This is a genomic window from Pseudomonas sp. 8(2025), assembly GCF_052665325.1.
Genome location: NZ_JBQOIE010000001.1, coordinates 215258 through 235266 on the forward strand (window position 1 = coordinate 215258; position 20009 = coordinate 235266).

The 20009-nt window shown below is 66.4% G+C and carries 16 protein-coding genes; 2 read left to right on the forward strand and 14 right to left on the reverse strand.

The window, feature by feature from the left end; all coding sequences use genetic code 11:
- The first annotated feature begins 20 nt into the window (after positions 1–20).
- Complete coding sequence (locus tag ACUXVH_RS01055) at positions 21–1232, forward strand: YeeE/YedE family protein (RefSeq protein WP_015637524.1); 1212 nt, start codon at positions 21–23, stop codon at positions 1230–1232.
- 113 nt (positions 1233–1345) lie between these two features.
- Here ACUXVH_RS01055 and ACUXVH_RS01060 read toward each other — a convergent pair whose 3' ends face one another.
- The 5 genes from ACUXVH_RS01060 to ACUXVH_RS01080 form a co-directional block, all read right to left on the reverse strand.
- A complete protein-coding gene (locus ACUXVH_RS01060) occupies positions 1346–2446 on the reverse strand; it encodes a polyamine ABC transporter substrate-binding protein (protein WP_065365005.1) in 1101 nt (366 codons plus the stop codon).
- Between the two features lie 12 nt (positions 2447–2458).
- A complete protein-coding gene (locus ACUXVH_RS01065) occupies positions 2459–3490 on the reverse strand; it encodes a histone deacetylase family protein (protein ID WP_011064310.1) in 1032 nt (343 codons plus the stop codon).
- Between the two features lie 164 nt (positions 3491–3654).
- Positions 3655–5580 (reverse strand): ankyrin repeat domain-containing protein, encoded by a 1926-nt coding sequence (locus tag ACUXVH_RS01070; RefSeq protein WP_255313387.1) that lies wholly within the window; start codon positions 5578–5580, stop codon positions 3655–3657.
- Positions 5581–5680: 100 nt separating this feature from the next.
- A complete protein-coding gene (locus tag ACUXVH_RS01075; protein ID WP_445493652.1) occupies positions 5681–7594 on the reverse strand; it encodes an ankyrin repeat domain-containing protein in 1914 nt (637 codons plus the stop codon).
- Positions 7595–7664: 70 nt separating this feature from the next.
- On the reverse strand, positions 7665–8657 hold the full coding sequence (locus tag ACUXVH_RS01080) for an AraC family transcriptional regulator (protein WP_445493654.1): 993 nt from the start codon (positions 8655–8657) through the stop codon (positions 7665–7667).
- Positions 8658–8855: 198 nt separating this feature from the next.
- Between ACUXVH_RS01080 and ACUXVH_RS01085 the strand changes: the two genes are divergently transcribed.
- On the forward strand, positions 8856–9401 hold the full coding sequence (locus ACUXVH_RS01085) for a hypothetical protein (RefSeq protein WP_026020147.1): 546 nt from the start codon (positions 8856–8858) through the stop codon (positions 9399–9401).
- A 65-nt stretch (positions 9402–9466) separates the two neighbouring features.
- On the opposite strand, the gene ACUXVH_RS01090 is transcribed toward ACUXVH_RS01085, so the two are convergent.
- The 9 genes from ACUXVH_RS01090 to ACUXVH_RS01130 all read right to left on the reverse strand — a co-directional run bounded on the left by ACUXVH_RS01090 (position 9467) and on the right by ACUXVH_RS01130 (position 19992).
- Positions 9467–10468: an asparaginase gene (locus tag ACUXVH_RS01090; protein WP_019094626.1), complete on the reverse strand. Its 1002-nt coding sequence runs from the start codon at positions 10466–10468 to the stop codon at positions 9467–9469.
- Positions 10469–10572: 104 nt separating this feature from the next.
- Positions 10573–12012 (reverse strand): alanine/glycine:cation symporter family protein, encoded by a 1440-nt coding sequence (locus ACUXVH_RS01095; RefSeq protein ID WP_011064304.1) that lies wholly within the window; start codon positions 12010–12012, stop codon positions 10573–10575.
- 463 nt (positions 12013–12475) lie between these two features.
- Entirely contained in the window at positions 12476–13492 is a 1017-nt protein-coding gene (locus ACUXVH_RS01100; RefSeq protein WP_445493657.1) for a Rieske 2Fe-2S domain-containing protein, read from the reverse strand.
- The gene (locus ACUXVH_RS01105; protein ID WP_445493659.1) at positions 13489–14628 is read right to left on the reverse strand and encodes a hypothetical protein; all 1140 of its coding nucleotides are present in this window, start codon (positions 14626–14628) and stop codon (positions 13489–13491) included. Before ACUXVH_RS01105 ends, ACUXVH_RS01100 begins: the two co-directional genes overlap by 4 nt.
- Complete coding sequence (locus ACUXVH_RS01110) at positions 14625–15779, reverse strand: ATP-grasp domain-containing protein (RefSeq protein WP_072443418.1); 1155 nt, start codon at positions 15777–15779, stop codon at positions 14625–14627. The genes ACUXVH_RS01105 and ACUXVH_RS01110 overlap by 4 nt, the downstream gene beginning before the upstream one ends.
- Positions 15767–17125, reverse strand: coding sequence for a F390 synthetase-related protein (locus ACUXVH_RS01115; RefSeq protein WP_445493662.1), 1359 nt, complete (start codon positions 17123–17125; stop codon positions 15767–15769). Before ACUXVH_RS01115 ends, ACUXVH_RS01110 begins: the two co-directional genes overlap by 13 nt.
- The gene (locus ACUXVH_RS01120; protein ID WP_065365012.1) at positions 17115–17969 is read right to left on the reverse strand and encodes an MBL fold metallo-hydrolase; all 855 of its coding nucleotides are present in this window, start codon (positions 17967–17969) and stop codon (positions 17115–17117) included. Before ACUXVH_RS01120 ends, ACUXVH_RS01115 begins: the two co-directional genes overlap by 11 nt.
- Positions 17966–18973 (reverse strand): NAD-dependent epimerase/dehydratase family protein, encoded by a 1008-nt coding sequence (locus tag ACUXVH_RS01125; protein WP_065365013.1) that lies wholly within the window; start codon positions 18971–18973, stop codon positions 17966–17968. Before ACUXVH_RS01125 ends, ACUXVH_RS01120 begins: the two co-directional genes overlap by 4 nt.
- Positions 18973–19992 carry a beta-ketoacyl-ACP synthase 3 gene (locus ACUXVH_RS01130; RefSeq protein WP_445493664.1) on the reverse strand — a complete coding sequence of 340 codons (1020 nt, stop codon included), beginning with the start codon at positions 19990–19992 and terminating at the stop codon, positions 18973–18975. Before ACUXVH_RS01130 ends, ACUXVH_RS01125 begins: the two co-directional genes overlap by 1 nt.
- Positions 19993–20009 lie beyond the last annotated feature (17 nt).

Sequence of the window (20009 nt, forward strand, 5' to 3'; positions counted from 1 at the left end):
TTTCCCGCGCGAGAACCCCCATGAGCCAGACCCTCTCCCTGGCGCCTGAACGCAAGTTCGGCGCCCCGCTGTTCGCCTTGCTGATGCTGGTGGCCGGTGCTCTGTTCCTGCAAGCCCAGGTGGGTGCCCGCCAGGTGCTGCTGTTGCTGCTGGGCGCTGCCCTGGGGCTGACCCTGTACCACGCGGCCTTCGGCTTCACCTCGGCCTGGCGGGTGTTCATCCGCGACCGGCGTGGCGCCGGCCTGCGAGCGCAGATGGTCATGCTGGCCCTGGCGGTGCTGCTGTTCTTCCCCGCGCTGGGGGCGGGCAGCCTGTTCGGCCAGCCGGTGGTGGGGCTGGTGGCGCCGGCCGGCGTCTCGGTGATCTTCGGTGCCTTCATCTTCGGCATCGGCATGCAGTTGGGCGGCGGTTGCGCCTCGGGCACCCTGTTCACCGTTGGCGGCGGCAATGCGCGGATGCTGGTGACCCTGGCGTTCTTCATTTGCGGTTCGCTGATCGCCACCCATCACGTCGACTGGTGGTTTGCGCTGCCGTCGCTGCCGCCAATCTCTATCGTCCAGAGTTTTGGTGTAGGCCCGGCGCTGGGCCTGAGCCTGTGCCTGTTCGCGCTGATCGCGGTGCTCACCCTGACCCTGGAAAAGCGCCGTCATGGCAGCCTTGAAGCTCCGGTCACCAGCGAGCATCAGGGCTGGCGCCGGCTGCTGCGCGGCCCCTGGCCGCTGGTCTGGGGCGCGGTAGCCCTGGCTCTGCTGAACTTCGCCACCCTGGCCCTGGCGGGGCGCCCATGGGGCATTACCTCGGCGTTCGCCCTGTGGGGCGCCAAGGTCGCCAGCGGGCTGGGGGTGGACGTAGGCAGCTGGGTGTTCTGGCAGGGCGCGGCGAATGCCAAGGCGCTGGCGGCACCGGTGTGGCAGGACATCACCAGTGTCATGGACATCGGCATCGTCCTGGGTGCGTTGCTGGCGGCTGGGCTGGCGGGACGTTTTGCCCCCAACCTGAGAATCCCCACCCGTTCCCTGGTAGCGGCGGTAATCGGCGGCCTGCTGCTGGGCTACGGTTCGCGCCTGGCCTATGGCTGCAACATCGGCGCCTACTTCAGCGGCATCGCCTCCGGCAGCCTGCATGGCTGGCTGTGGCTGGTGGCGGCCTTCATCGGCAACGGCGTGGGCGTGCGCCTGCGGCCCTGGTTCTTCGCCGAAGAACGCAGCCCCCAAGGCCTCACCGGCTGCTAAACGCCACTGTGTAGGAGCCGGCTTGCCGGCGAACAGCGGCGACGCGGTCTATCACCCGCCGCGTCCTCGTCGTTCGCCGCCCACCAGAACACCGCCCGTGTGCTTGCGCCGGATCAGGTCCCGGACTTGATCTTGGTCCAGGCCCGGGTCCGCGCCCGCTCTGCATCACGGGGCAACGGCTGTAGCGTGTACAGGGTGCTCATGGCCGCTTCTGTCGGATACAGGTTGGGGTTGTTGCGGATCGAAGGGTCTACCAGTCCGGTCGCGTCCTTGTTCGGGTTGGGATAACCGACAAAGTCGCTGACCGGGGCAATCACCTGGGGCTGCAGCAGGTAGTTGATGAAGGTGTAGGCATCTTCCGGGTTCTTCGCGCCCTTGGGGACCGCCAGCATGTCGAACCAGATCGGCGCGCCTTCCTTGGGCAGGCGCATGTCCACGGTCACGCCGTTCTTGGCTTCCTTGGCCCGGTTGGCAGCCTGGGAGAAGCTCCCCGAGTAGCCCACCGCCACGCAGATATCGCCATTGGCGATGTCGGCCATGTACTTGGAGGAGTGGAAGTAGGTGATGTACGGCCGGATCTTCATCAGCAGCGCTTCAGCCTTCTCGTAGTCCGCCGGCTTCTTGCTGTTGGGGTCCAGGCCCAGGTGCTGCAAGGCCAGGGGCAGGATTTCCGACGGCGAATCCAGCAGGGCCACGCCGCACTGCTTGAGCTTGCTGATGTTCTCTTCCTTGAAGATCAGGTCCCAGCTGTCCACCGGCGCCTTGTCCCCCAGGGCGGCCTTGATCTTGGCCGGGTTGAAGCCGATCAGGATGGTGCCGTACATGTAGGGCACGGCGAACTTGTTGTCCGGGTCGTTGGCCTCGATCAGCTTCATCAGCTTGGGGTCCAGGTGGTTCCAGTTGGGCAGCTTGCTGCGGTCCAGGGGCTGGAACACCCCGGCCTCGATCTGCTTGGCCAGGAACACGTTGGACGGCACCACCACGTCATAGCCGGAGTTGCCGGTGAGCAGCTTGGCCTCCAGGGCTTCGTTGGTGTCGAAGATGTCGTAGACCAGCTTCACCTGGCTATTCTGGGCCTTGAAGTCTTCCAGGGCCTTGGGGGTGATGTAGTCGAACCAGTTGTACACCCGCAGGGTGCGTTCTTCGGCGTGGGCGGCGGTCCCCAGCAGACTGGCGCACAGGGCGGGGATCATTAAGCGTTTGAGTCTTTGCATGATGCGAATCCCTCACTGGGCGCTTTGAAAGCCTTCGAGAACGTTGACGGCGTTGATGCCGATTTCCTCTACCGCATAACCGCCTTCCATGACGAACAGCGTCGGCTTGCCGAGGGCGGCGATGCGCTTGCCCATGGCCAGGTAGTCCGGGCTGTCGAGTTTGAATTGCGAGATCGGGTCGTCCTTGAAGGTGTCCACGCCCAGGGACACCACGATGATGTCGGCGTCATAGCGCTGGATTTCGTTGCAGGCCTGTTCCAGGGCCGCGCTCCACGCATCCCAGCCGCTACCGGCGGCCAGTGGGTAGTTGAAGTTGAAGCCTTCCCCGGCGCCTTCGCCGCATTCGTCGGCATAGCCCAGGAAGAACGGGAACTCGGCTTCCGGGTGGCCGTGGATCGAGGTGAAGAGCACGTCGCTGCGCTCATAGAAGATCGACTGGGTACCGTTGCCGTGGTGGTAGTCGACGTCGAGGATCGCGACCTTCCTGTGGCCCTGATCGAGGAACGCCTGGGCAGCAATGGCGGCGTTGTTCAGGTAGCAGTAGCCGCCCATCAGGTCGCCGGCGGCGTGGTGTCCCGGTGGCCGGCACAGGGCGAAGGCACTGTGGGCGCCATTCTGGATATGGGCCTGGGCGGTCAGCGCCACCTGCGCCGCGCTATAGGCCGCCTGCCAGGTGCCGGCGGTGATCGGCGCGCCGCCGTCGAAGCTGTAGTAGCCGAGCTGGCCGTGGAGGCTGGTGGGAATCACGCTGCGCAAGGTACGCGCCGGCCAGGTGTAGGGCAGCAGGTCGCCGTCGATGCCCTGTGCCGCCCAGCGCGCCCAGGCGCCCTTGAAGAAGTCCAGGTAGGCCCGGCTGTGGATGCGCTCGATGGGCTCCAGGCCGAAGTCCTTGGGTGCCTCTACCGGCCCCAGGTTTTGATGTTTCACCCGATCCAGCACGTGGTCGGCCCGGGAAGGCATTTCGAAGCAGGGCATCAGTTGCCCGTCGATGAGTTCGCAACGGCCGTGGTGCAGGTGGTGATCGTCCGAGTAGATCGTCAGCATTTTCTTGTTCTCCGCAGGCTGATTCGGTGGATCACAGTCTTGCGGGGCGCGGGGTTTGGGAGAACGGCAGGAGCGGCCAAAAGGGGATTGATGTGGCCAAAGTGTTTGACCGAAATTCGCCCCTTAAAGAGGCATGGCGCCCCGTTGCGGGGCGCCATCCGGTTTCAGCTGGCAGGCGGGGTAGGGGCGTAGCGCTGCAGGACCTTGAGCATGTCCTCGCGTTTTTTCCGGGCAATGGCTTCCAGCAATATTGCGTAGCCCTTTTTCTCGCAGTGCTGGCCGACATTCGGGTCGGCGCCTTTCTCCAGCAGCAGAGTGAACATCTCCAGGGTGTCCCGCTGGCTGACGGAGGGCGACTGGGCGTCGGCGGAGGTCTTGTCGGCGACCAGGGTCAGCAGGCTTTCGCCGACGGGCTGGTTGTTGCAGACGGCACGGCCGTAGCTCAGGTTGAGGTTGGCGCCGGCCGCTATCAACTGCTTCATGGCCACGTAGTTGTTGCCCGAGAAGGCCCGGTACAGTGCGGTTTCGCCGTCATTCTTGTTGCGCAGGTCGAGGTTCTGCGGGTACTGCAGCAGCCAGCTGAAGCCTTGCAGGCTGCGCTTGTTCTCGGCCATCTGCATCAGTGGCGTCACGCCCTGGCTGTCGGGTTCGTCGATGGCCACGCCAGCCTCGATGAGGAACTTCAGGCGCCCGCCCTGGCTCAGGTCGGGGCTGTCGCCCAGGTCGCGGCGCATGGCCAGGGTCGCCAGGGTGGTCCAGTTGTACAGGCCGCTGGTGTGGGCACCGTGCTCCAGCAGCAGCCGGGCGATATCCAGGTGCGGTGCGTCCAGGGCGTGCAACAAGGCGCTGCGGCCATCGTCGGCCATGACCTCGCCGCTGATGCCACTGGCCAGCAGGCGCTGCACTTCGCTCAGGTCGCCGGCATCCACCGCGTCCACCAGCGGCCAGAAGGCCTGGCAGTCCCGGGGGTTGGCGGCGTTCAGGCCCAAGCGCTGCAGCACCCGGGGTGGGATGCTCATCTGGCGCTTCAGGCGCAGGCTGCAATACACCCGATAACCTTCTATGGCCCGGCCCTGGTGGATGTTGTCCTGCGTGCGTTGTTGGTAGATCGCCCAGTCCAGGTCCGCCAGGTTGAGGTAGGTCGGCATGCGCCCCGGGTCTCGGCGCAGCACTTCCTTGAGCCAGGGGCGGGCGGTTTGCAGCTGCCCGGCTTCGCTGGTCCAGTAGGCGATGTCGTTGAGCAGGCCGGCGTATTCACGGCGCTCGGTGGCGATGCTGCGAAAGTCATGGGTGACGAAGAAGTCTTCCACTTCGCGGATGCCCGGCAGTTTGTCCTTGGCCGTGCGCAGTTGTTCGTGCAGCGCGCGGAACTCTTTCCACAGGCTGTCCGGGGTCGAGGCTGGCGCAGGCACAAAGGCATTGACGGTGATCGGCCCGCTGCCTTGGGTGAAGGGGCGGAACCACGGCGGGAATGTCTCCAGGGCCTGCAACCACTGCCTCCCGGTTTCCTCGCTAATGGGTTGCAACGGGGTGAATTCCATCTGGCCAAGGTCCTGGCGGTGACTGATGGCCAGCAGCGGATGTTGCGGATCGCGCTGGTCGATCAGCAGGTAGCGCCCGCTAAGTTGCCACTCGGATGGCTCCTTGCACTGGAAACTCAGGGGCGTCAGGGTGATGCCGGGGACCAGGCTGTTGCTTGTGGGCCAGATATCGTTGACCTGGATGTCATCGCCCGGGGTCACACAGGCCCGCAGCTCTTCAGGGCTGAACAGGGCCATCGGCGGCGACTTGTAGACCCGCTGCCGGTACTGCAGGTCCTGATAGGCATTGAAGTAGAACAGCCCGCGGTACTGGCTCAGGACAATCCGCAGCGGCATCCGCGCCAGGCCCGGCAGGGGGAACGGCTTGAGCTCCAGGGTGGCGGTTTCCGGGTAGTCGAGGACGAAGTTGCGGCGCATTCCCGACCATTTGAACCAGGCCAGGTCCAGGTCGAAGGCCTGGGCCACGGGGGTGGCAACCAGCAGTGCCAGCGCCAGGCCAAGCCCGCGAATGCCGTTGCACCGGGCGATGGCGCCTGAGAATAGCTTCAACGTTGCAGTCCCTTGCCGATAGAAAGCCCGGCAATGTAATGCAATCGGCGCTGTTGTGCCGGGCTTTGTTTCAGGGGCGCAGCGGGTTCGGCGCCACGCCTCACAGACGAAACGCCGTCGCCGGCGGTGGCGGTGCAAAGCCTTGCAGCACCTTGAGCATGTCGTCGCGTTTTTTCCGGGCGATGATCTCCAGTAGCAGGGTCCGGCCCTTTTTCTCGCAGCGCTGGCCGACGTTGGGGTCTGCGCCCTTTTCCAGCAGTAGGGTGAACATGTCCAGGGTGTCCTGCATGCTCACGATGGGGGAGTGCTGGTCCGGGGAAATCTTGTCGGCAACGAGCATCAGCAGGCTCTGGCCCATGGGCTCGTTGCCGCAGGTGCCGCGGCCATAGCTCAGGTTCAGATCGGCGCCGGCCTCTATCAGGAGTTTCATGGCCGGGTAGTTGTTGCTCCAGAAGGCGCGGTACAGCGCGGTTTCACCGTCGTCGACGGTACGCAGGTCGAGGTTCTGCGGGTGCTGCAGCAACCAGGTGAAGCCCTGGAGGTTGCGTTCCTGCTCGGCCAGCTTCATCAGCGGTGTCTGCCCGCGACTGTTCGGCTCGTCGATGGCGACGCCGGCTTGCAGGAGAAATTTCAGGCGCCCGCCCTGGTTCAGGTCGGGGCTGTCCTTGAGGTCACGTTGCATGGCCAGCATGGCCAGGGTGCTCCACTGGTACTGGCCGCTGGTGTGGGCGCCGTGGGCCAGCAGCAGTCGGGCGATCTCCAGGTGCGGCGCATCCAGAGCGTGCAGCAGGGCACTGCGGCCGTCCTCGGCCATGACCTCGCCGCTGACGCCACTGGCCAGCAAACGCCTTATCTCTGCCTCGTCGCCGGCATCCGCGGCGGCCACCAGCGGCCAGAAGCCCTGGCACGCCTGCGGGTTGGCGGACTCCAGGCCCAGGCGCTTGAGCACCCGCGGCGGCACGCTCATCTGGCGTTGCAGGCGCATGCCGCAGTACAGCCGATAACCCTCGATGGCCCGGCCCTGGTGGATGTTGTCCAACGGCCGTTGCTCGAACAGGGCCCAGTCCAGGTCGGCCAGGTTGAGGTAGGTCGGCATGCGGCCCAGATCCCGGCGCAGCACTTCCAACAGCCAGTTCCGGGCGGTGTTCAACTGACCGGCCTCGCTGGTCCAGTAGGCGATGTCATTGAGCAGGCCCGGGTATTCGCTGTGGTCGATGGCGATGCTGCGATAGTCATGGAGGGCGAAGAAGTCTTCCACCTGGCGGATGCCCGGCCCCTTGTCCTTGGCTGTGCGCAGTTGTTCATGCAGTGCACGAAACTGCTTCCACACGCTGTCCGCCGTGGCCGGTGGCGTGTAGGCATTGAGGGTGATCGGCCCGCTACCGCTGTCGAAGGCGCGGAACCACGGCGGAAACTTCTGCAAGGCCTGCAACCATTGTTGCCCGGTCTCGACGCTGATGGGTTGCAACGGGGTGAAGTCCATCTGGGTCATGTCCTGGCGGTGACTGATGGCCAGCAGCGGGTGTTGGGGATCGCGCTGGTCGATCAGCAGGTAGCGCAGGCTGAGTTGCCACTGCGGGGGCACCGAACAGTCGAAACCTAGCGGCGTCAGGGTGATGCCGGTGTCCAGGGTGTTGCTCGGTGGCCAGTTGTCCGAGACCTGGATCGGGTTGTCCGGCGACACGCAGTTGCGCAGGTCCTCGGGGCTGAGCAGCGGCAGGGGCGCGGACTTGTAGATCCGCTGCTGGTAATCCAGGTCCTGGTAGGCATTGAGATAGAACAGCCCACGGTACTGGCTGAGGACGATCCGCGCCGGCACTTGCGCAAGGCCGGGCAGGGGGAACGGCTTGATCTGCAGGATGGCGGTTTCCGGCTCATCCAGGACAAAGCTGCGGGACATCTCCCACCATTTGATCTTGGACAGGTCGAACGCCTGGGCGACAGGGACGCCAGCCAGCAGCACCAGTGCCAGGCAAAGCCTGCGAATGCCGATGGCGTCTGTGAATAGGTTCAAGCGTGCAGTCCCTTGCCGGTAGAAAGGTCGGCAATGTAATGCAATCGCCAGCGTTGTGCCGGGGTTTTTGTCAGGGCCGGAACTGGCTCGGCGCCACGCCGCTCCAGCGGATGAAAGCATGGCGAAAGCTCGCGGTTTCGCTGAAGCCCAGGGCCTCGGCGATGCGGTAGATGGGCATCTGGTCTTCGCAGAGCATCTGCTTGGCGCGCTCGAAGCGCAGCTCGTCCAGCAGTTCCTGATAGCTGCACCCCAGGTCCCGCAGGTGGCGGCGCAGGGTCCGGGCCGAGCAGTTCATCTGTTCCGCCAGCCCTTCCAGGCCCGGTGCGGCGTCCAGCTGCGCCGCCAGCAATTGGCGGATGCGCCCCAGCCAGGCCTGGCGCCCGGTGAACTCGGTGTTCTGCTTGCGGCAGCGTTCGGCCATGGCCTGGTGGGTGATCACGTCCGCCAGGGGCAGGGGCTGGTCCAGCCAGAGCTGGTCGAAGGCGAAGGCGTTGCTGCTGGCGTTGAATTGCAGCGGGCAGTCGAAAGGCTCGCGGTAGCGTTGCTGATAGTCCGGGGCCGGGTAGTCGAAGCGCGCGCCCAGTAGCGGCAGGGCGTGGCCCAGCAGGTCGTCGCAGATGACCTTCAGCGACACCAGGCAGAACTCGGTATTGAACGCGGCCAGGGCCGGGCTTTCGCGGTAGTCGGCGGCGGTCAGCCAGATGCGCGAACCGTCGGTTTCCAGGCTCAGTTCGAAAAGTGTTCCCATCAGCGCCGGATAGCGCAGCGCCAGGCGCAAAGCGTCACCTAAGGTGGCACTGGTGAGCAGGGCATAGCCGAGCATGCCGTAGGAGGAAACGTGCATGCGCCGGCCCAGTTCCAGGCCGATGTCCCGTTGCAGGGCCACGGCGTTGGCGCACACCAGCATTTCCTGGTTGGTGGTGATGCGAGTGTCGGCGCGGCTCAGGTCGGCGGGGTTTATACCGCTGCCGGCCAACAGCGCGCCGCCGGCCTGGCCCTGGTCCTTGAAGGTGTTGAGGATCAGGGAAACCGCATTGAGGGTGGTGAGGTGCGAGTGCAGCATGCGCAGATTCCAGCCTGGGAAAGACCCTTAACCGGAGCAAGTTGCATGCCGCCCGCGATCAGGCCTGCGGTTTGCCGGCCAGCGACATGCGGCATTCCCGGCGTTGTGTGGCTAGTGACTTGGCGTATTGATTGGTGCAACCTGCCTGCCATTCACCGCCTGAGGTGGCGGTGCAGCAACCCCGATAAAGGACTATGTATGACCCTCATTCCTGCGCGTTCCCTGCTTCTGGTGTCCGGCTTGCTCCTGAGTTCGCTGTGCCTGGCCGAGGCTGAGCCAGGCAGCGAAAGCACCATCAAGGACTCTGCCAAGTCAGCTGTCTCGTCAGCCATCTCGGCAGGCAAGAACCTCTTGGGCGGCGTCAGCGAAGGTGTGCTCGATGGTCGCCAATCGGCGCAAGGCGTCGACGGTGCATCGATCATTTCCTCCCGTGAGCAAATGAAAGGCCGCGTCGAGGTCCAGGTATTGAAGACCGAAGCCGTCGGCGACAGCTTCAACGTCACCCTGGGTTTCAAGAACAGCAGCGACAGCCAGTTGCGGCTGATCAACCTCAAGCAGACCGGCGCCCTGCTGGCGATCGACCAGGACGGTTACGCCAACAACCTGACTGTCAGCCTCGACAACCCGGACGAAGTCACCATCCCGGCCAAGGCGGCAGTGCGGCAGAAGTTCGTGTTTGAAGGGCCGATCGAGAGTTCGAGTTCGGTGCGGGTCTGGGGCCAGGATTATTCGGTCAAGAAGTAACCTGGCCGCCCCCGCTGTTCGTCGTCGAGCCGGCGGCTACTGCAGTAGCTACCGGCTCCCCAGCTTCAGCTCAACTCGCCACACAGGTCCAGTTCCACCAGCCGCCGCACTTCGGCGGTTTCCAGCCCGGCGCCGAGCAGCGCATTGAGCTTGCCGAACGCCGCTTCGCGGGTCATGCCGCCGCCGGACAGCACGCCCACGCCGCGCAGGCGGCTGCCGGCTTCGTAGATGTCCAGCTCGACACCGCCTTCATGGCACTGGGTCACGGCCAGCACCACGATGCCTTGCTGCTGTGCGCGCTTGAGGCTGGCGAGGAACGCCGGGTTGTCGCTGGGCCCGGTGCCACTACCGAAGCATTCCAGCACCAGGGCCTGGATGCCGCTGTCGAGCACGCCGTCCAGCAGCTCGGCGCCGATGCCGGGGAACAGCGGCAACACGCCGACCTTGGCCAGTTGCCTGGCTTGGCGGTAATCCAGCGCAGCAGGAAGCGCTTCGGCTTTGGCGCCGCCGCCATTGCGTTGCAGGGCGGCGAACGGGTGACGGCCGAAGCTGCGGATTTTCGCGCAGCGGGTCGGTGCCAGCAGCTCGCCGTGGAAGTACAGGTGCACCCCCTGGGCCAGGCCCTGGCCCAGGGCCGACAGGGCGCCGCTGAGGTTTTCCCAGGCATCGCTGTCGGGCACACCCGCTGGCAGCATCGAGCCGGTGAACACCACGGGCGCCGGCAGGCCCAGCAACTGGAAGCTCATGGCGGCGGCGCTGTAGGCCAGGGTATCGGTGCCATGGAGGATCAGCACGCTGTCGCAGCCCTGGTCCACGGCTTCGACCACCGCTTCACGCAGGCGCTGCCAGTAGTCGGGGGTCATGTTGGCGCTGTCGATCAGCGGCGCCATCTCGCGAAAGCGCCAGGCCGGCAGCACCAGCCCGGGCTGGCTGTCGAGGTAGGCGCGCATGCGCACGTCGAAACCCGAGGCCGGGGCCAGGCCGTCGGCGCTGGCCTGCATGCCGATGGTGCCGCCGGTGTAGAGCACCATGACGTGCTGGGCGCCAGGGTAGGTCGAAGGGGTCATGGGATTCTCCGAAACGGTGAGTACCTGTGGGAGCGGGCAAGCCCGCTCGCACATTTATCGCACTGTAACCGACGGGTGCAGAGGATGCGCCCGTCGTTCACCCGTCAGCGTTGCGCTGCGGGCACGCCTTGCGGCTCGGCCTCGGCGGTGGCCGAAGGTTCGGCGGGCCAGGCCTTCAGGTCCAGGTCCAGATCGGCGAACTTGCGCGAGTCGAACACCGGCTGGGCGACGCCGGCGCGGCGCTGCTCGTCGTAGTCGCGCATCACGCGCAGGCCGACCTTGAACAGCATGGCCAGGGCCACCAGGTTGACGAAGGCCAGGCAGGTCATGGTGATGTCGGCGAAGGCGAACACGGTCGAAAGGTCCTGCATCGAACCCCATACCACCAACGCCAGCACCAGGCCGCGGAACAGCATCAGCACGGTGCGGTTGCGGGTGAGGAACTGCAGGCTGTTCTCGCCCAGGTAGTAGTTGTAGAGGATGCAGGTGAAGACGAACAGCGACAGCGCGACGCTGACGAACAGGCGACCCCAGTCACCGACCACGGCGGCCAGCGAGTTCTGGGTCAGGACAATGCCGTCGCCTTCGAAGCCCGGGGTGTAGAAGCCCGACAGCAGGATCAGCAGCGCGGTGCAGGTGCAGATCACGAAGGTGTCGAGGAACACGCTGAAGGCCTGGACCACGCCCTGGGCGCCCGGGTGCTTCACGGCGGCCACGGCGGCGACGTTGGGCGCACTGCCCAGGCCTGCTTCGTTGGCGAACACGCCACGCTTCACGCCCATGACGATGGCGCTGCCGAGCAGGCCGCCGAAGGCCGGGTCGAGGCCGAAGGCGCTCTTGATGATGGTCTCCAGCATGGCCGGCACTTGTTCGATCTGGGTGCCGATCACGTACAGGGTCACGGCGATGTAGGCCAGGGTCTTGATCGGGACCAGCAGGTCGGACACCGCGGCGATGCGCTTGATGCCGCCGATGAAGGTAATGGCCAGCAGTACCGCCAGGACGATGCCGGTGTGGCTTGGGTCGAAGGCAAAGGCATCCTGCAGCGAGTGCGTCACGGTGTAGGACTGCAGGCCGATGAAGGCGAAGCCGTAGGTGACCAGCAGCAGGATGGAGAACACCACCGCCATGCCTTTGCGCTTCAGGCCGTGCTCGATGTAGTAGGCCGGGCCGCCGCGGTACAGGCCGTCGCCGTCGGCGCGTTTGTAGACCTGGGCCAGGGTGCATTCGAAGAAGCTGCTGGACATGCCGACCAGTGCGGTCACCCACATCCAGAACACCGCGCCCGGGCCACCCAGGGTCACGGCGATGCCGACGCCTGCAATATTGCCCGCGCCGACCCGGCCGGCGAGGCTGAGCATCAGCGCCTGGAACGAGCTGAGCTGGCCGCCGCTGCTTTTCAGGCTGTCGCGGAACACCGCGAACATGTGGAGGAAGTGGCGCAATTGAACGAAACGCGAGCGGATCGTGAAGTAGCTGCCGAGCCCGACAATGAGCACGATCAGCACTTTCCCTGAGAGGAAGTCGTTGATGACTTCGAGCATGGATTATTCCTCGCTGTTTTTTGTGTAGGCAAAAGCAGAGCAGACGGAAACATTCTGTTACACCGCTGATTGCACGCACGGCAAAGCGGTGGGGCGATTGTTCGTCCCGGTTCTCTATTCGCGGGTTGTTATTAGTTCGGGTTTCCCGTGGGTTTGAGCCTCGTTACCGACGGCTGTCCACGTGAAGAGGGGGCGCACTATACCGGTGCGCGGGCTCGCCGTCTGCATGTAGCGCGTCGAGCCGAGGAACGGCAGGCTGTACGGGGGGCTGAATCGGTTCTTGCGATGCCCCGCAAAACCCCGCGAACAGAGGCCCGTAGCATCCCTTTGATATCGCTGCCAAGCCGTAGGAGCTGGCTTGCCAGCGAAGGGGCCCGTTTGAGCGGCGCCCGTCTTGAGGGCCTGTTCGCCGGCAAGCCGGCTCCTACGGACTCCTCGTAATATTCCTGCCGGCTCCTGCGATTCAGAGCAGGAACTCTTCATGCCGCTCCTGGAAATCCTTCAGCTCCCCGTGCTCCAGCAACTGTCGGATCCACGGCCCGAGCAGGTCCTGGGCGCCGTCCAGGGGTATCTGCCGGTGCCAGCGCAGCGGCACCCGGGCAAAGCGCTGCTGGTTGGCGCTGACCTGTTCGAGGATCTGCCGGTCCTGTTTGAGGATCACCTTGAACAAGGGTTGCAGCACAGCGCGCTTGAGCCAGCCCGGCAAGCGCCCGCGGGCCGTGGCGATGCGCGCGAACAGGCGCAGTTCGCCCTCGGCAGTCGGGCTGAGCCAGGCGCTGACCAGCAGGTTGAGCCGGCCCTGGCGGTCGCGGTATTCGATTTCCGCCAGCCCCGGCAGGCGAAAGCGCCCCATGCTGAGGCCGCGTTCGCCTTCGAACAGCCGGGATATCAGCCCGGATTGGGTGCCTTCTTCGCTGTACTGCGCCTCAACCCCGTCTTCGAGCTGATGCACCCAGGCACGAATCCGCTGGCGCTGGCGGTCGTGGCGGATCCAGCCGGCGTGCACGAAATGGGTGTGGAAGCCGTCGAGGAAGTTCTCCGCAGCGTCCTGCAAGCTGCACTGCACCCGGTCGCTGATCCAGAACACATCCAGGGCCTGGGCCTGCTCGGCGGCGGCCACCGGCGGGGCATTCGGCCGCTCGCTGGCGAGGCTGGCCCACACCAGCCCCTGGGCTTCGCAGCTGTGCAGCGGCTGCAACAAGGGCTGGCTGCACCGCTGCTGCTCCTGGCCGGGCAACTGAGTGCAGCGGCCCTGGGGGTCGAAGCGCCAGCCGTGGTAGGGGCACTGGAGCTGCCCGTCGCGCACCCGCCCGGCGCTCAGGGGCGCAAAGCGGTGGGGGCAGCGGTCCGGCAGCACGGCGGCGGCGCCGTCGGCATCGCGAAACAGCACCAGCGGTACGCCGTGCAGGGTGCAGGCCAGGGGCTGCTTGTGCAGCTGCCGGCTCAGGGCGACGGGCCACCAGCCCGCGTGACTGTTCACAGTTTGAGCTTCCTCATCAGCGGTACGCCGATCCGTTGCAGCAGCAGGCCCAACAGTTGCCACACCAGGCGCCGCGACCAGGGCAGGTGGGCGACGTGGATCAGGCTGTATTCGATTTCGGGCTGGCCGCCGCGCAGGCGCTTGAAGGCGGCGGCGCCGGAGCTGAAGTTGAGCACCTGACGGCGGTTCACCGCCTCTTGCAGGCACAGCCTGGTCAGTTGTCGGTACAGGCCGGCGCGCTGGGGCAGGGCGGTGTCGTAGCCGACGATGGGGGTGCTGATCAGCGCGCTGTTGGCGAACCAGCCCAGGGCGCCGTCAATGCGCCCTTCGGCGTTGCGCAGGGCGCGCACTTGCAGCCAGCCTTCGGCCTGCCCGCGTTGCAGCCACTGGGCGCTGTAGTGGGGGTTCAGGCGGCTGTATTTGTCCAGGTACAGCAGTTTGTACAGCTGTTCGATGCGCTGGAAGTCGGCCTCGTTCAGCTCGCTGCCGGGCACCACCATATACGGGCTGCGGCGCAGCAGGGTGGCATCCAGGCGAGTGTTGTGGTGGCGCAGGAAGGCTGAATTTTCGCCCTCGCGGCCGTCGAACAGGTACACCTGACGGCTGGGGATCGCCAGGTAGCCCAGGGCTTGCAGGCGCTTGCGCAGTTCGAGGTTGCTGAAGTCGTTGAGCGAGCGAAAGCCAAAGCCGTGGTCTGGAAACTGCCGGCGCAGCAGTTCGGTGATCGCCGACAAATCCGAACCATCCCAATCGGCGGGGTAGAGGTTGGTCGACAGCAGCCAGTTGTTGACCTGCACCAGGCGGTCGACCTTGGCCGCGCTCAGCAACCGGTCCACGCCCTGGGTCAGCAGCTTCAAGGGCCAGGCCAGCCAGGGCCGTCTCAGGCGTTGGAGTTCTTCCCGGGCGTAGCCGCTGTAGGCGGTTTGCGGCGAGACCACGTAACAGTTATCCACAGGGTCGTGGCCGTGGTTGATGCTCACCGGGAACTGCTGGCGGCCGGTGTCCAGCAGGGCCAGGGCGGTGCTGACGTTGCCGATCAGCGCGCCGCCGGCGCAGGTGCGCACGTACTGCCGGGCGTGGCTGTCGCCAATGCTCGGGGGCTCAAGGGCCAGTTGCTCGGGCAGCAACAGTTTCATCGGCGCGGCGCTCCCAGGGGCTGGCCGTTCCACTCGATATCGGCGGTGGAGGCGGCCAGCAGCCCGCAACGGCGGGTCAGGGCGCGGCCGATGATCTCGCTCAGGCTCAGCAGCTGGGCGGTCAGCGGGCCGCGATCGCCGTCCTGGACGATCACGTCCCGGGCTTGTTGGTAGTCGTGCCAGAACGTGCGGCTCAAGGCCCGTTGCGGCGCCGCCAGAAGCAGCATGGCCAGGGCGATCATCCGGGGTTCCAGGGTCGCCTCCAGCGCTGCGTCGGCTTCGCTGCCCAGCGCCGCTACCAACTGCACGCGCTGGTCGTCGAACAGGTGCACGCCGCTGGTGGCCCTGGGGTTGCACTCCAGGACATGGAAGCGGCCCTGCTGGTCTTCGATAAAGTCGAAACCCACCTGCCCGGTGTAGCCGGTGGCCTGGCCGAACTGTTCCAGAAACGCACGGATCGGCGCTGGGGCACAGCTGTGGAAGTAGATCCCCGAGCCGCGCCCGACCCGGTAGCGCGGCTGATAGCTGCTGTGGGCGCGCAACTGGCCGTCCACCAGCACGCTGAAGCTGCAGTACTCCTGGCCGGGGACAAAACGCTGGGCCACCCAGGGCGCATCGCTACTGGGCCGGACTTTTGCCAGTTGCGCCGGGCTCGGGCGGATCAGGGTCTGGGAGGCGAAGCGCGAATAGGCCGGCTTGAATACCAGGGCGTCGTGCTCCGCCGCCAGCGCTTGCAGCGCGGCCGGGTCATGCAGCACCTGAGTCGGCGGCGCGGCCACGTCCCAGCCCTGGGTCATGGCAGCGAAATCGCCCTTGTGATGCAGGCGGTGCAGCAGCTCGAAGTCGCTGGTGAACACCCGGCACAGCGGGCGCAGGCGCTCCAGGCCGTGGGCCAGGTAGAACACCTCTTCACAGGTCGGCAGCAGCAGGTCGATGGCCTGTTGGCGGATGACCCCGGCCAGGGCTTCGATCCAGGCATCCGGGTCGTGGCGGGGTTCCGGCAGGCGCACGAAGTGCTCGGCGGCGCGGCTGAAGCGGCTCAGGGGCTGGGCCAGGGAATCGGCCACGGTCACCGTCCAGCCGGCTTGGCTAAAGGCCCGGGCCCACTCCAGGCAGGCCGGGGCCCGGGCGCCGAGAATCAGTACACGCATTTCAGTCCCTCGGGAAGTTGCAGCATCAGCAGACGGCGTCTTTTCGCGTGTGGCGGCGGTGCCTGCCAGTGGCCGAAGCTCAGCTGCGGCGCTTGCAGCCCTTGTTGCGCGCAGAGTTCGGCCAGGGCCTCGCGCAAGCGCTGGCACAGCCCGTGATAGTCGCCCGAAGTGTGCAGATTGATTTGCCAGAGCAGCCCGCGCTGGTGGATTTCGTATTCCTCCAGCTCCGCCCCCAGCATCAGCAGCGCCCGGCGCAATACGTCGGGGTAGAGCGGCGCCAGCTGCTGGCCGTCGAGCCGGGGCAGCCAGAGGATCTCGTCGGCGCGGCCTTCCACGGCGGCGATGGCCCGCTCCGCACGGCCACAGGGGCAGGGCGCGCTGGCCACCCGCAGAATGTCGTTGAGGCGATAACGCACGATCAGCTGCGTACGCCGGGAAAAGTCGGTGATGATCGGCTGAAAACGCGTGCGCTCAGGGTCCAGCCATTGCGGTTCGATATGCAGGTGGCTTTCATTCAGGTGCAGGGTGCCGGCCTCGCAGGTGTAGCCGAGGAAGCCTTCGCTGGCCTGATAGATCTGCTGCGGCTTGCGCCCGAAAGCTTGCTGCACCAGCTCGGCGTCGGTGCTTTCCAGCACTTCGGCCACCGAAAGGATGTGTTGCGGGCGGATCGTCAGCTGCCCGGCCAGAGCCGCCTGGGCCAGCCCCCGCAGCACTGTGGCCGGGGCCACCAGCACGTCCGGATACTGCTGGTTGAGGCGTTGCAGGGAGGCGGTCAGGCCTAGAGTCAGGTCATGAAAGGCGAAGTCGATGCGGCGGCTGGCCAGGGTGGTGTACAGGCGGCTATTGGCCCGCAGGAAGAAGGCGATCCGCAGCGGCGCCAGCCAGGGGCACAGCAGCCGCGGCAGCAGCGCCCGGGGCAGGGTGCGCGCCAGCAGGATGCCGGCCCAGCGCTGGCGTTCCACGCTGCTGACCAGGAACACCCCCTGGGCCCCCGAGGTGCCGCTGGACAGGCCCACGGTGATGTCCCCCAGGGTCGGGTTGAAGTCCCGGGAACGCTCGGCTTGCAGGGCCACCGGCAACACCTGTTCCAGGCTCAGGGCGCGGGTGTTGAAGGCGGCGAAGTCGCTCATCAGGGCGGCTTTGTCCATGAGCGGCAAGTTGTGCAGGCCGTCTTGGGTCAGCCCGTTGAAGCGCTGGCCACGGGGCAGGACTTTGGCCATGAAGTGCCGCAGGCGCCGGGCCTGCCAGGCTTCCAGCCGCTCGCGGCGGCGAAAGCGCAGGGCGTAGCGGCTGAACACGAATGAACCGATGCTGCGCAGAGTGCCCAGCAGGCGCTCACTGTTCATTGGCGAACGCCTCCCAGGCCTGGGTGCAATGGGACGGCAGCACCGCCACCGCCGGTTCGCGGCGAATCAGCTGGCCCAGGCCGCTGTAGGTGCGCACGTATTGCTGACGGTCGGCGCTGGCAAACCACAGTGCCGGTGCAGCGGGCAGGCGCTCGGCGCGGCAGGCCGGCACCGACCAGCAGGCATCGGCCACCAGGAACACTGGCCGGCCCTGGGCGTCGGGGATGAACAGGCCCAGCTGGCCGGCGCTGTGCCCCGGCAGCGGCACGCCGATCAGGCTGCCATCGCCGAACAGGTCCAGGCCCTGCTCGAAGGGCGCCATCCAGCTTGGCAGCGCACAGCTGGGACTGGCTTCGGCCAGGCGCAGGCGGGCGCTGAAGTCGTCCGGCAGCAAGCCCGGCAGATGGCCGCCAAGGGTGGCGCGCCAACGCTGGCCGCGCAGGCTGTCGATATGCCGGTAATCGGCTTCCAGGGCGATAAAGCGCGCATTGGCAAAATCCCGCAGCCCGGCGATATGGTCGGCGTGGAAGTGGGAAATGATCACATGGCGGATATCCCCCGGGCCGATGCCCAGCTCATGCAGCTGCGCCCCCAGTTGCTCGACCACCGGCAACTGCACCGGCACTGCGCTGCGGTACAGGCGCTCGGGCAGGGCGCGGGTGGCCTGGAAGAAGTGCTCGGCGTAGCCGGTGTCGTACAAAATCCAGCCGTGCTCCGGGTGCTGGATCAGCCCGCACAGTGCCGGAAATTGCACCGGCGCCAGGCGCCCGCCACGGTCGGCCATGCATTCCAGGTGCTGGCACCAGCCGGCCCGGAGGATCTTCAAGCTCACGCTGCGGCTCATGCTCGTTGCCTCTGTTGGGCCAACCACCATTGGGCGTGCTGGGCAATGCCCTGTTCCTGGGTGATCACCGGGTGGTAGCCCAGCTCGCGCTGGATGGCGCTGATGTCCAGGGTCTGGCTGAAGGCCAGGACGCCTGCGCCGTAGCGGGTGATCAAGGGTTCGGCGCCGTTGCCCAGCCGTGCCTTGAGCTCCAGCAGGCGCGCCACGCCATGCACCAGGGGCCAGGGCAGGCGACGGGTGCGCAGCGGCAGGCGGAAGTGCTCGGCCATCTGTTGCAGCAGGTCCTTGAAGGCCAGGGGTGTGCCGTTGCTCAGGTTGTAGACGCACAGCGGGCGCGGCAGGGGCCGGGTCAGGGCCAGCCACACCGCGTGCACCAGATTGTCGACGCAGGTCAGGTCCAGCTGTGCCTGGCCGCCGCGCATCAGCGGAATCGCCCCCCGTTGCATCACCCGCAGCAGGCGCGGCATCAGGGTTGCGTCCCAGGGGCCGAACACCGCCCGGGGGCGCAGGATCACGCATTCGGGCAGCTTGGCGTCTGCCAGCAGGGTTTCGGCCTGGGCCTTGCTGCGGGCGTAGTCATTCACCGGTGGTGGCAGCGGCTGGTCTTCGCGGATGCCCAGGCGATCACTGAAGTTGAAATACAGGCTGGGGGTGGAGATATGCACCAGCCGCGGGATGCGGTTCTTGCCGCAGGCGTGGATCACCTCGGCGGTGGAGTCGAGGTTGGCCCGGGCAAACGCTTGGGGCGAACCCCAGGGTGAAGACAAGGCGGCGCAATGCACGATGGCGTCATGCTCGCGGCTGGCATCGGCCAGCAGGCGTTTGGCCAGCGGGCTGCCGTGCTCCAGGGGCAGCCAGCGCACGGGCGCCGGGCTGTGGGCAATGACTTGCGCCGCCGCCTCGGGGTTGCGCCCGCTGAACTGCACCTCGCAGCCTTCGGCGGCCAGCTTCCAGACCAGATGCCGTCCGATAAAACCGGTGCCGCCGGTGACTAGGATCTTCATCAGTACTCCAGGATCATGCCGCCGAGGGACAGGCCCGCGCCGGTGCCGATCAGCATCAGGGTTTGTCCGCGTTGAATGCGCCCGTCGCGCACCGCGATATCCAGAGCGGTGGGCAGTGACGCCGCCACCTGATTGCCATGCTGGGCAAAGATATCGATGACTTTCTCCGGCCCCAGGCTCAGGCGTTTGGCCGCGTGCTGCATTGCCTGTTGGCTGGCTTGATGGGGGATGATCCAGTCGATCTGCGCAAGAGACAGTGCGGCTTGCTGCAGCAAATCGTCCATCAGTTCGGGCAGGTGCTTGGCCGCGAGGCGGAACACGCCTTTGCCCTGCATGGCGAAGCTGGTCAGGGGCTCGAACGGCACGTCGATGCGTCGCGGATGAAAGCGCGAACCGCCGGCGGGGATCTGGCACAGCGCGGCGCCTTCGGCGTAGGTCTTGAGGCGCGAGGCGAGGATCTTCGGGCCGCCGTCGCCTGCCTCCAGCACCACCGCCGCCGCACCGTCGCCGAAGATGCCGCAGACTTCCACCTGCTGCCAGTCCAGGCCGCAGGAGGCGATGTCGGCGCACACCAGCAGCACGCGCCGGTAATGCCCGGCCTGGATCGGCCAGGACAGGGTGTCCAGGGCGGCAATAAAGCCCAGGCAGCTGGCGTTGATGTCCATGGCCGGAATACCCGACTGGCCCAGGCCCAGCTCCCGTTGCAGCAACGCGGCGTTGCAGGGCATGCCTTGGTCCATGGTGCCGCTGGCGCAGACGATCAGGTCCAGCTGATCCAGCGCCAGGCCCGCCGCGTCCAGGGCCTGGCGCGCGGCGCTGGCGCCGAGGCTGGCGGCGGTGTCCGCAGGATCGGCGACGTGGCGCTGCTGCACTCCGCTGATGCGCGCCACGCTGCCGGTTTCCAGGCCGAGCTGGCGGTCCAGCTCGGCACTGGTGACCACCCGCTGCGGCAGGGCGTGGCCGGTGCCGAGGATGGCCAGGGCGCGGGCCGGGCGAGGGGAGGACGCTGATGTGTGCATGCAAATTCCGTGTGTGT

What these genes read in the sequence shown, in the direction of transcription:
- ACUXVH_RS01060 (WP_065365005.1), bottom strand. Translation starts at nt 2,446, where the DNA reads ATGCAAAGACTCAAACGCTTAATGATCCCCGCCCTGTGCGCCAGTCTG.
- ACUXVH_RS01110 (WP_072443418.1), bottom strand. Translation starts at nt 15,779, where the DNA reads ATGCGTGTACTGATTCTCGGCGCCCGGGCCCCGGCCTGCCTGGAGTGG.
- ACUXVH_RS01120 (WP_065365012.1), bottom strand. Translation starts at nt 17,969, where the DNA reads ATGAGCCGCAGCGTGAGCTTGAAGATCCTCCGGGCCGGCTGGTGCCAG.
- ACUXVH_RS01085 (WP_026020147.1), top strand. Translation starts at nt 8,856, where the DNA reads ATGACCCTCATTCCTGCGCGTTCCCTGCTTCTGGTGTCCGGCTTGCTC.
- ACUXVH_RS01095 (WP_011064304.1), bottom strand. Translation starts at nt 12,012, where the DNA reads ATGCTCGAAGTCATCAACGACTTCCTCTCAGGGAAAGTGCTGATCGTG.
- ACUXVH_RS01125 (WP_065365013.1), bottom strand. Translation starts at nt 18,973, where the DNA reads ATGAAGATCCTAGTCACCGGCGGCACCGGTTTTATCGGACGGCATCTG.
- ACUXVH_RS01065 (WP_011064310.1), bottom strand. Translation starts at nt 3,490, where the DNA reads ATGCTGACGATCTACTCGGACGATCACCACCTGCACCACGGCCGTTGC.
- ACUXVH_RS01130 (WP_445493664.1), bottom strand. Translation starts at nt 19,992, where the DNA reads ATGCACACATCAGCGTCCTCCCCTCGCCCGGCCCGCGCCCTGGCCATC.
- ACUXVH_RS01105 (WP_445493659.1), bottom strand. Translation starts at nt 14,628, where the DNA reads ATGAAACTGTTGCTGCCCGAGCAACTGGCCCTTGAGCCCCCGAGCATT.
- ACUXVH_RS01055 (WP_015637524.1), top strand. Translation starts at nt 21, where the DNA reads ATGAGCCAGACCCTCTCCCTGGCGCCTGAACGCAAGTTCGGCGCCCCG.
- ACUXVH_RS01090 (WP_019094626.1), bottom strand. Translation starts at nt 10,468, where the DNA reads ATGACCCCTTCGACCTACCCTGGCGCCCAGCACGTCATGGTGCTCTAC.
- ACUXVH_RS01080 (WP_445493654.1), bottom strand. Translation starts at nt 8,657, where the DNA reads ATGCTGCACTCGCACCTCACCACCCTCAATGCGGTTTCCCTGATCCTC.
- ACUXVH_RS01115 (WP_445493662.1), bottom strand. Translation starts at nt 17,125, where the DNA reads ATGAACAGTGAGCGCCTGCTGGGCACTCTGCGCAGCATCGGTTCATTC.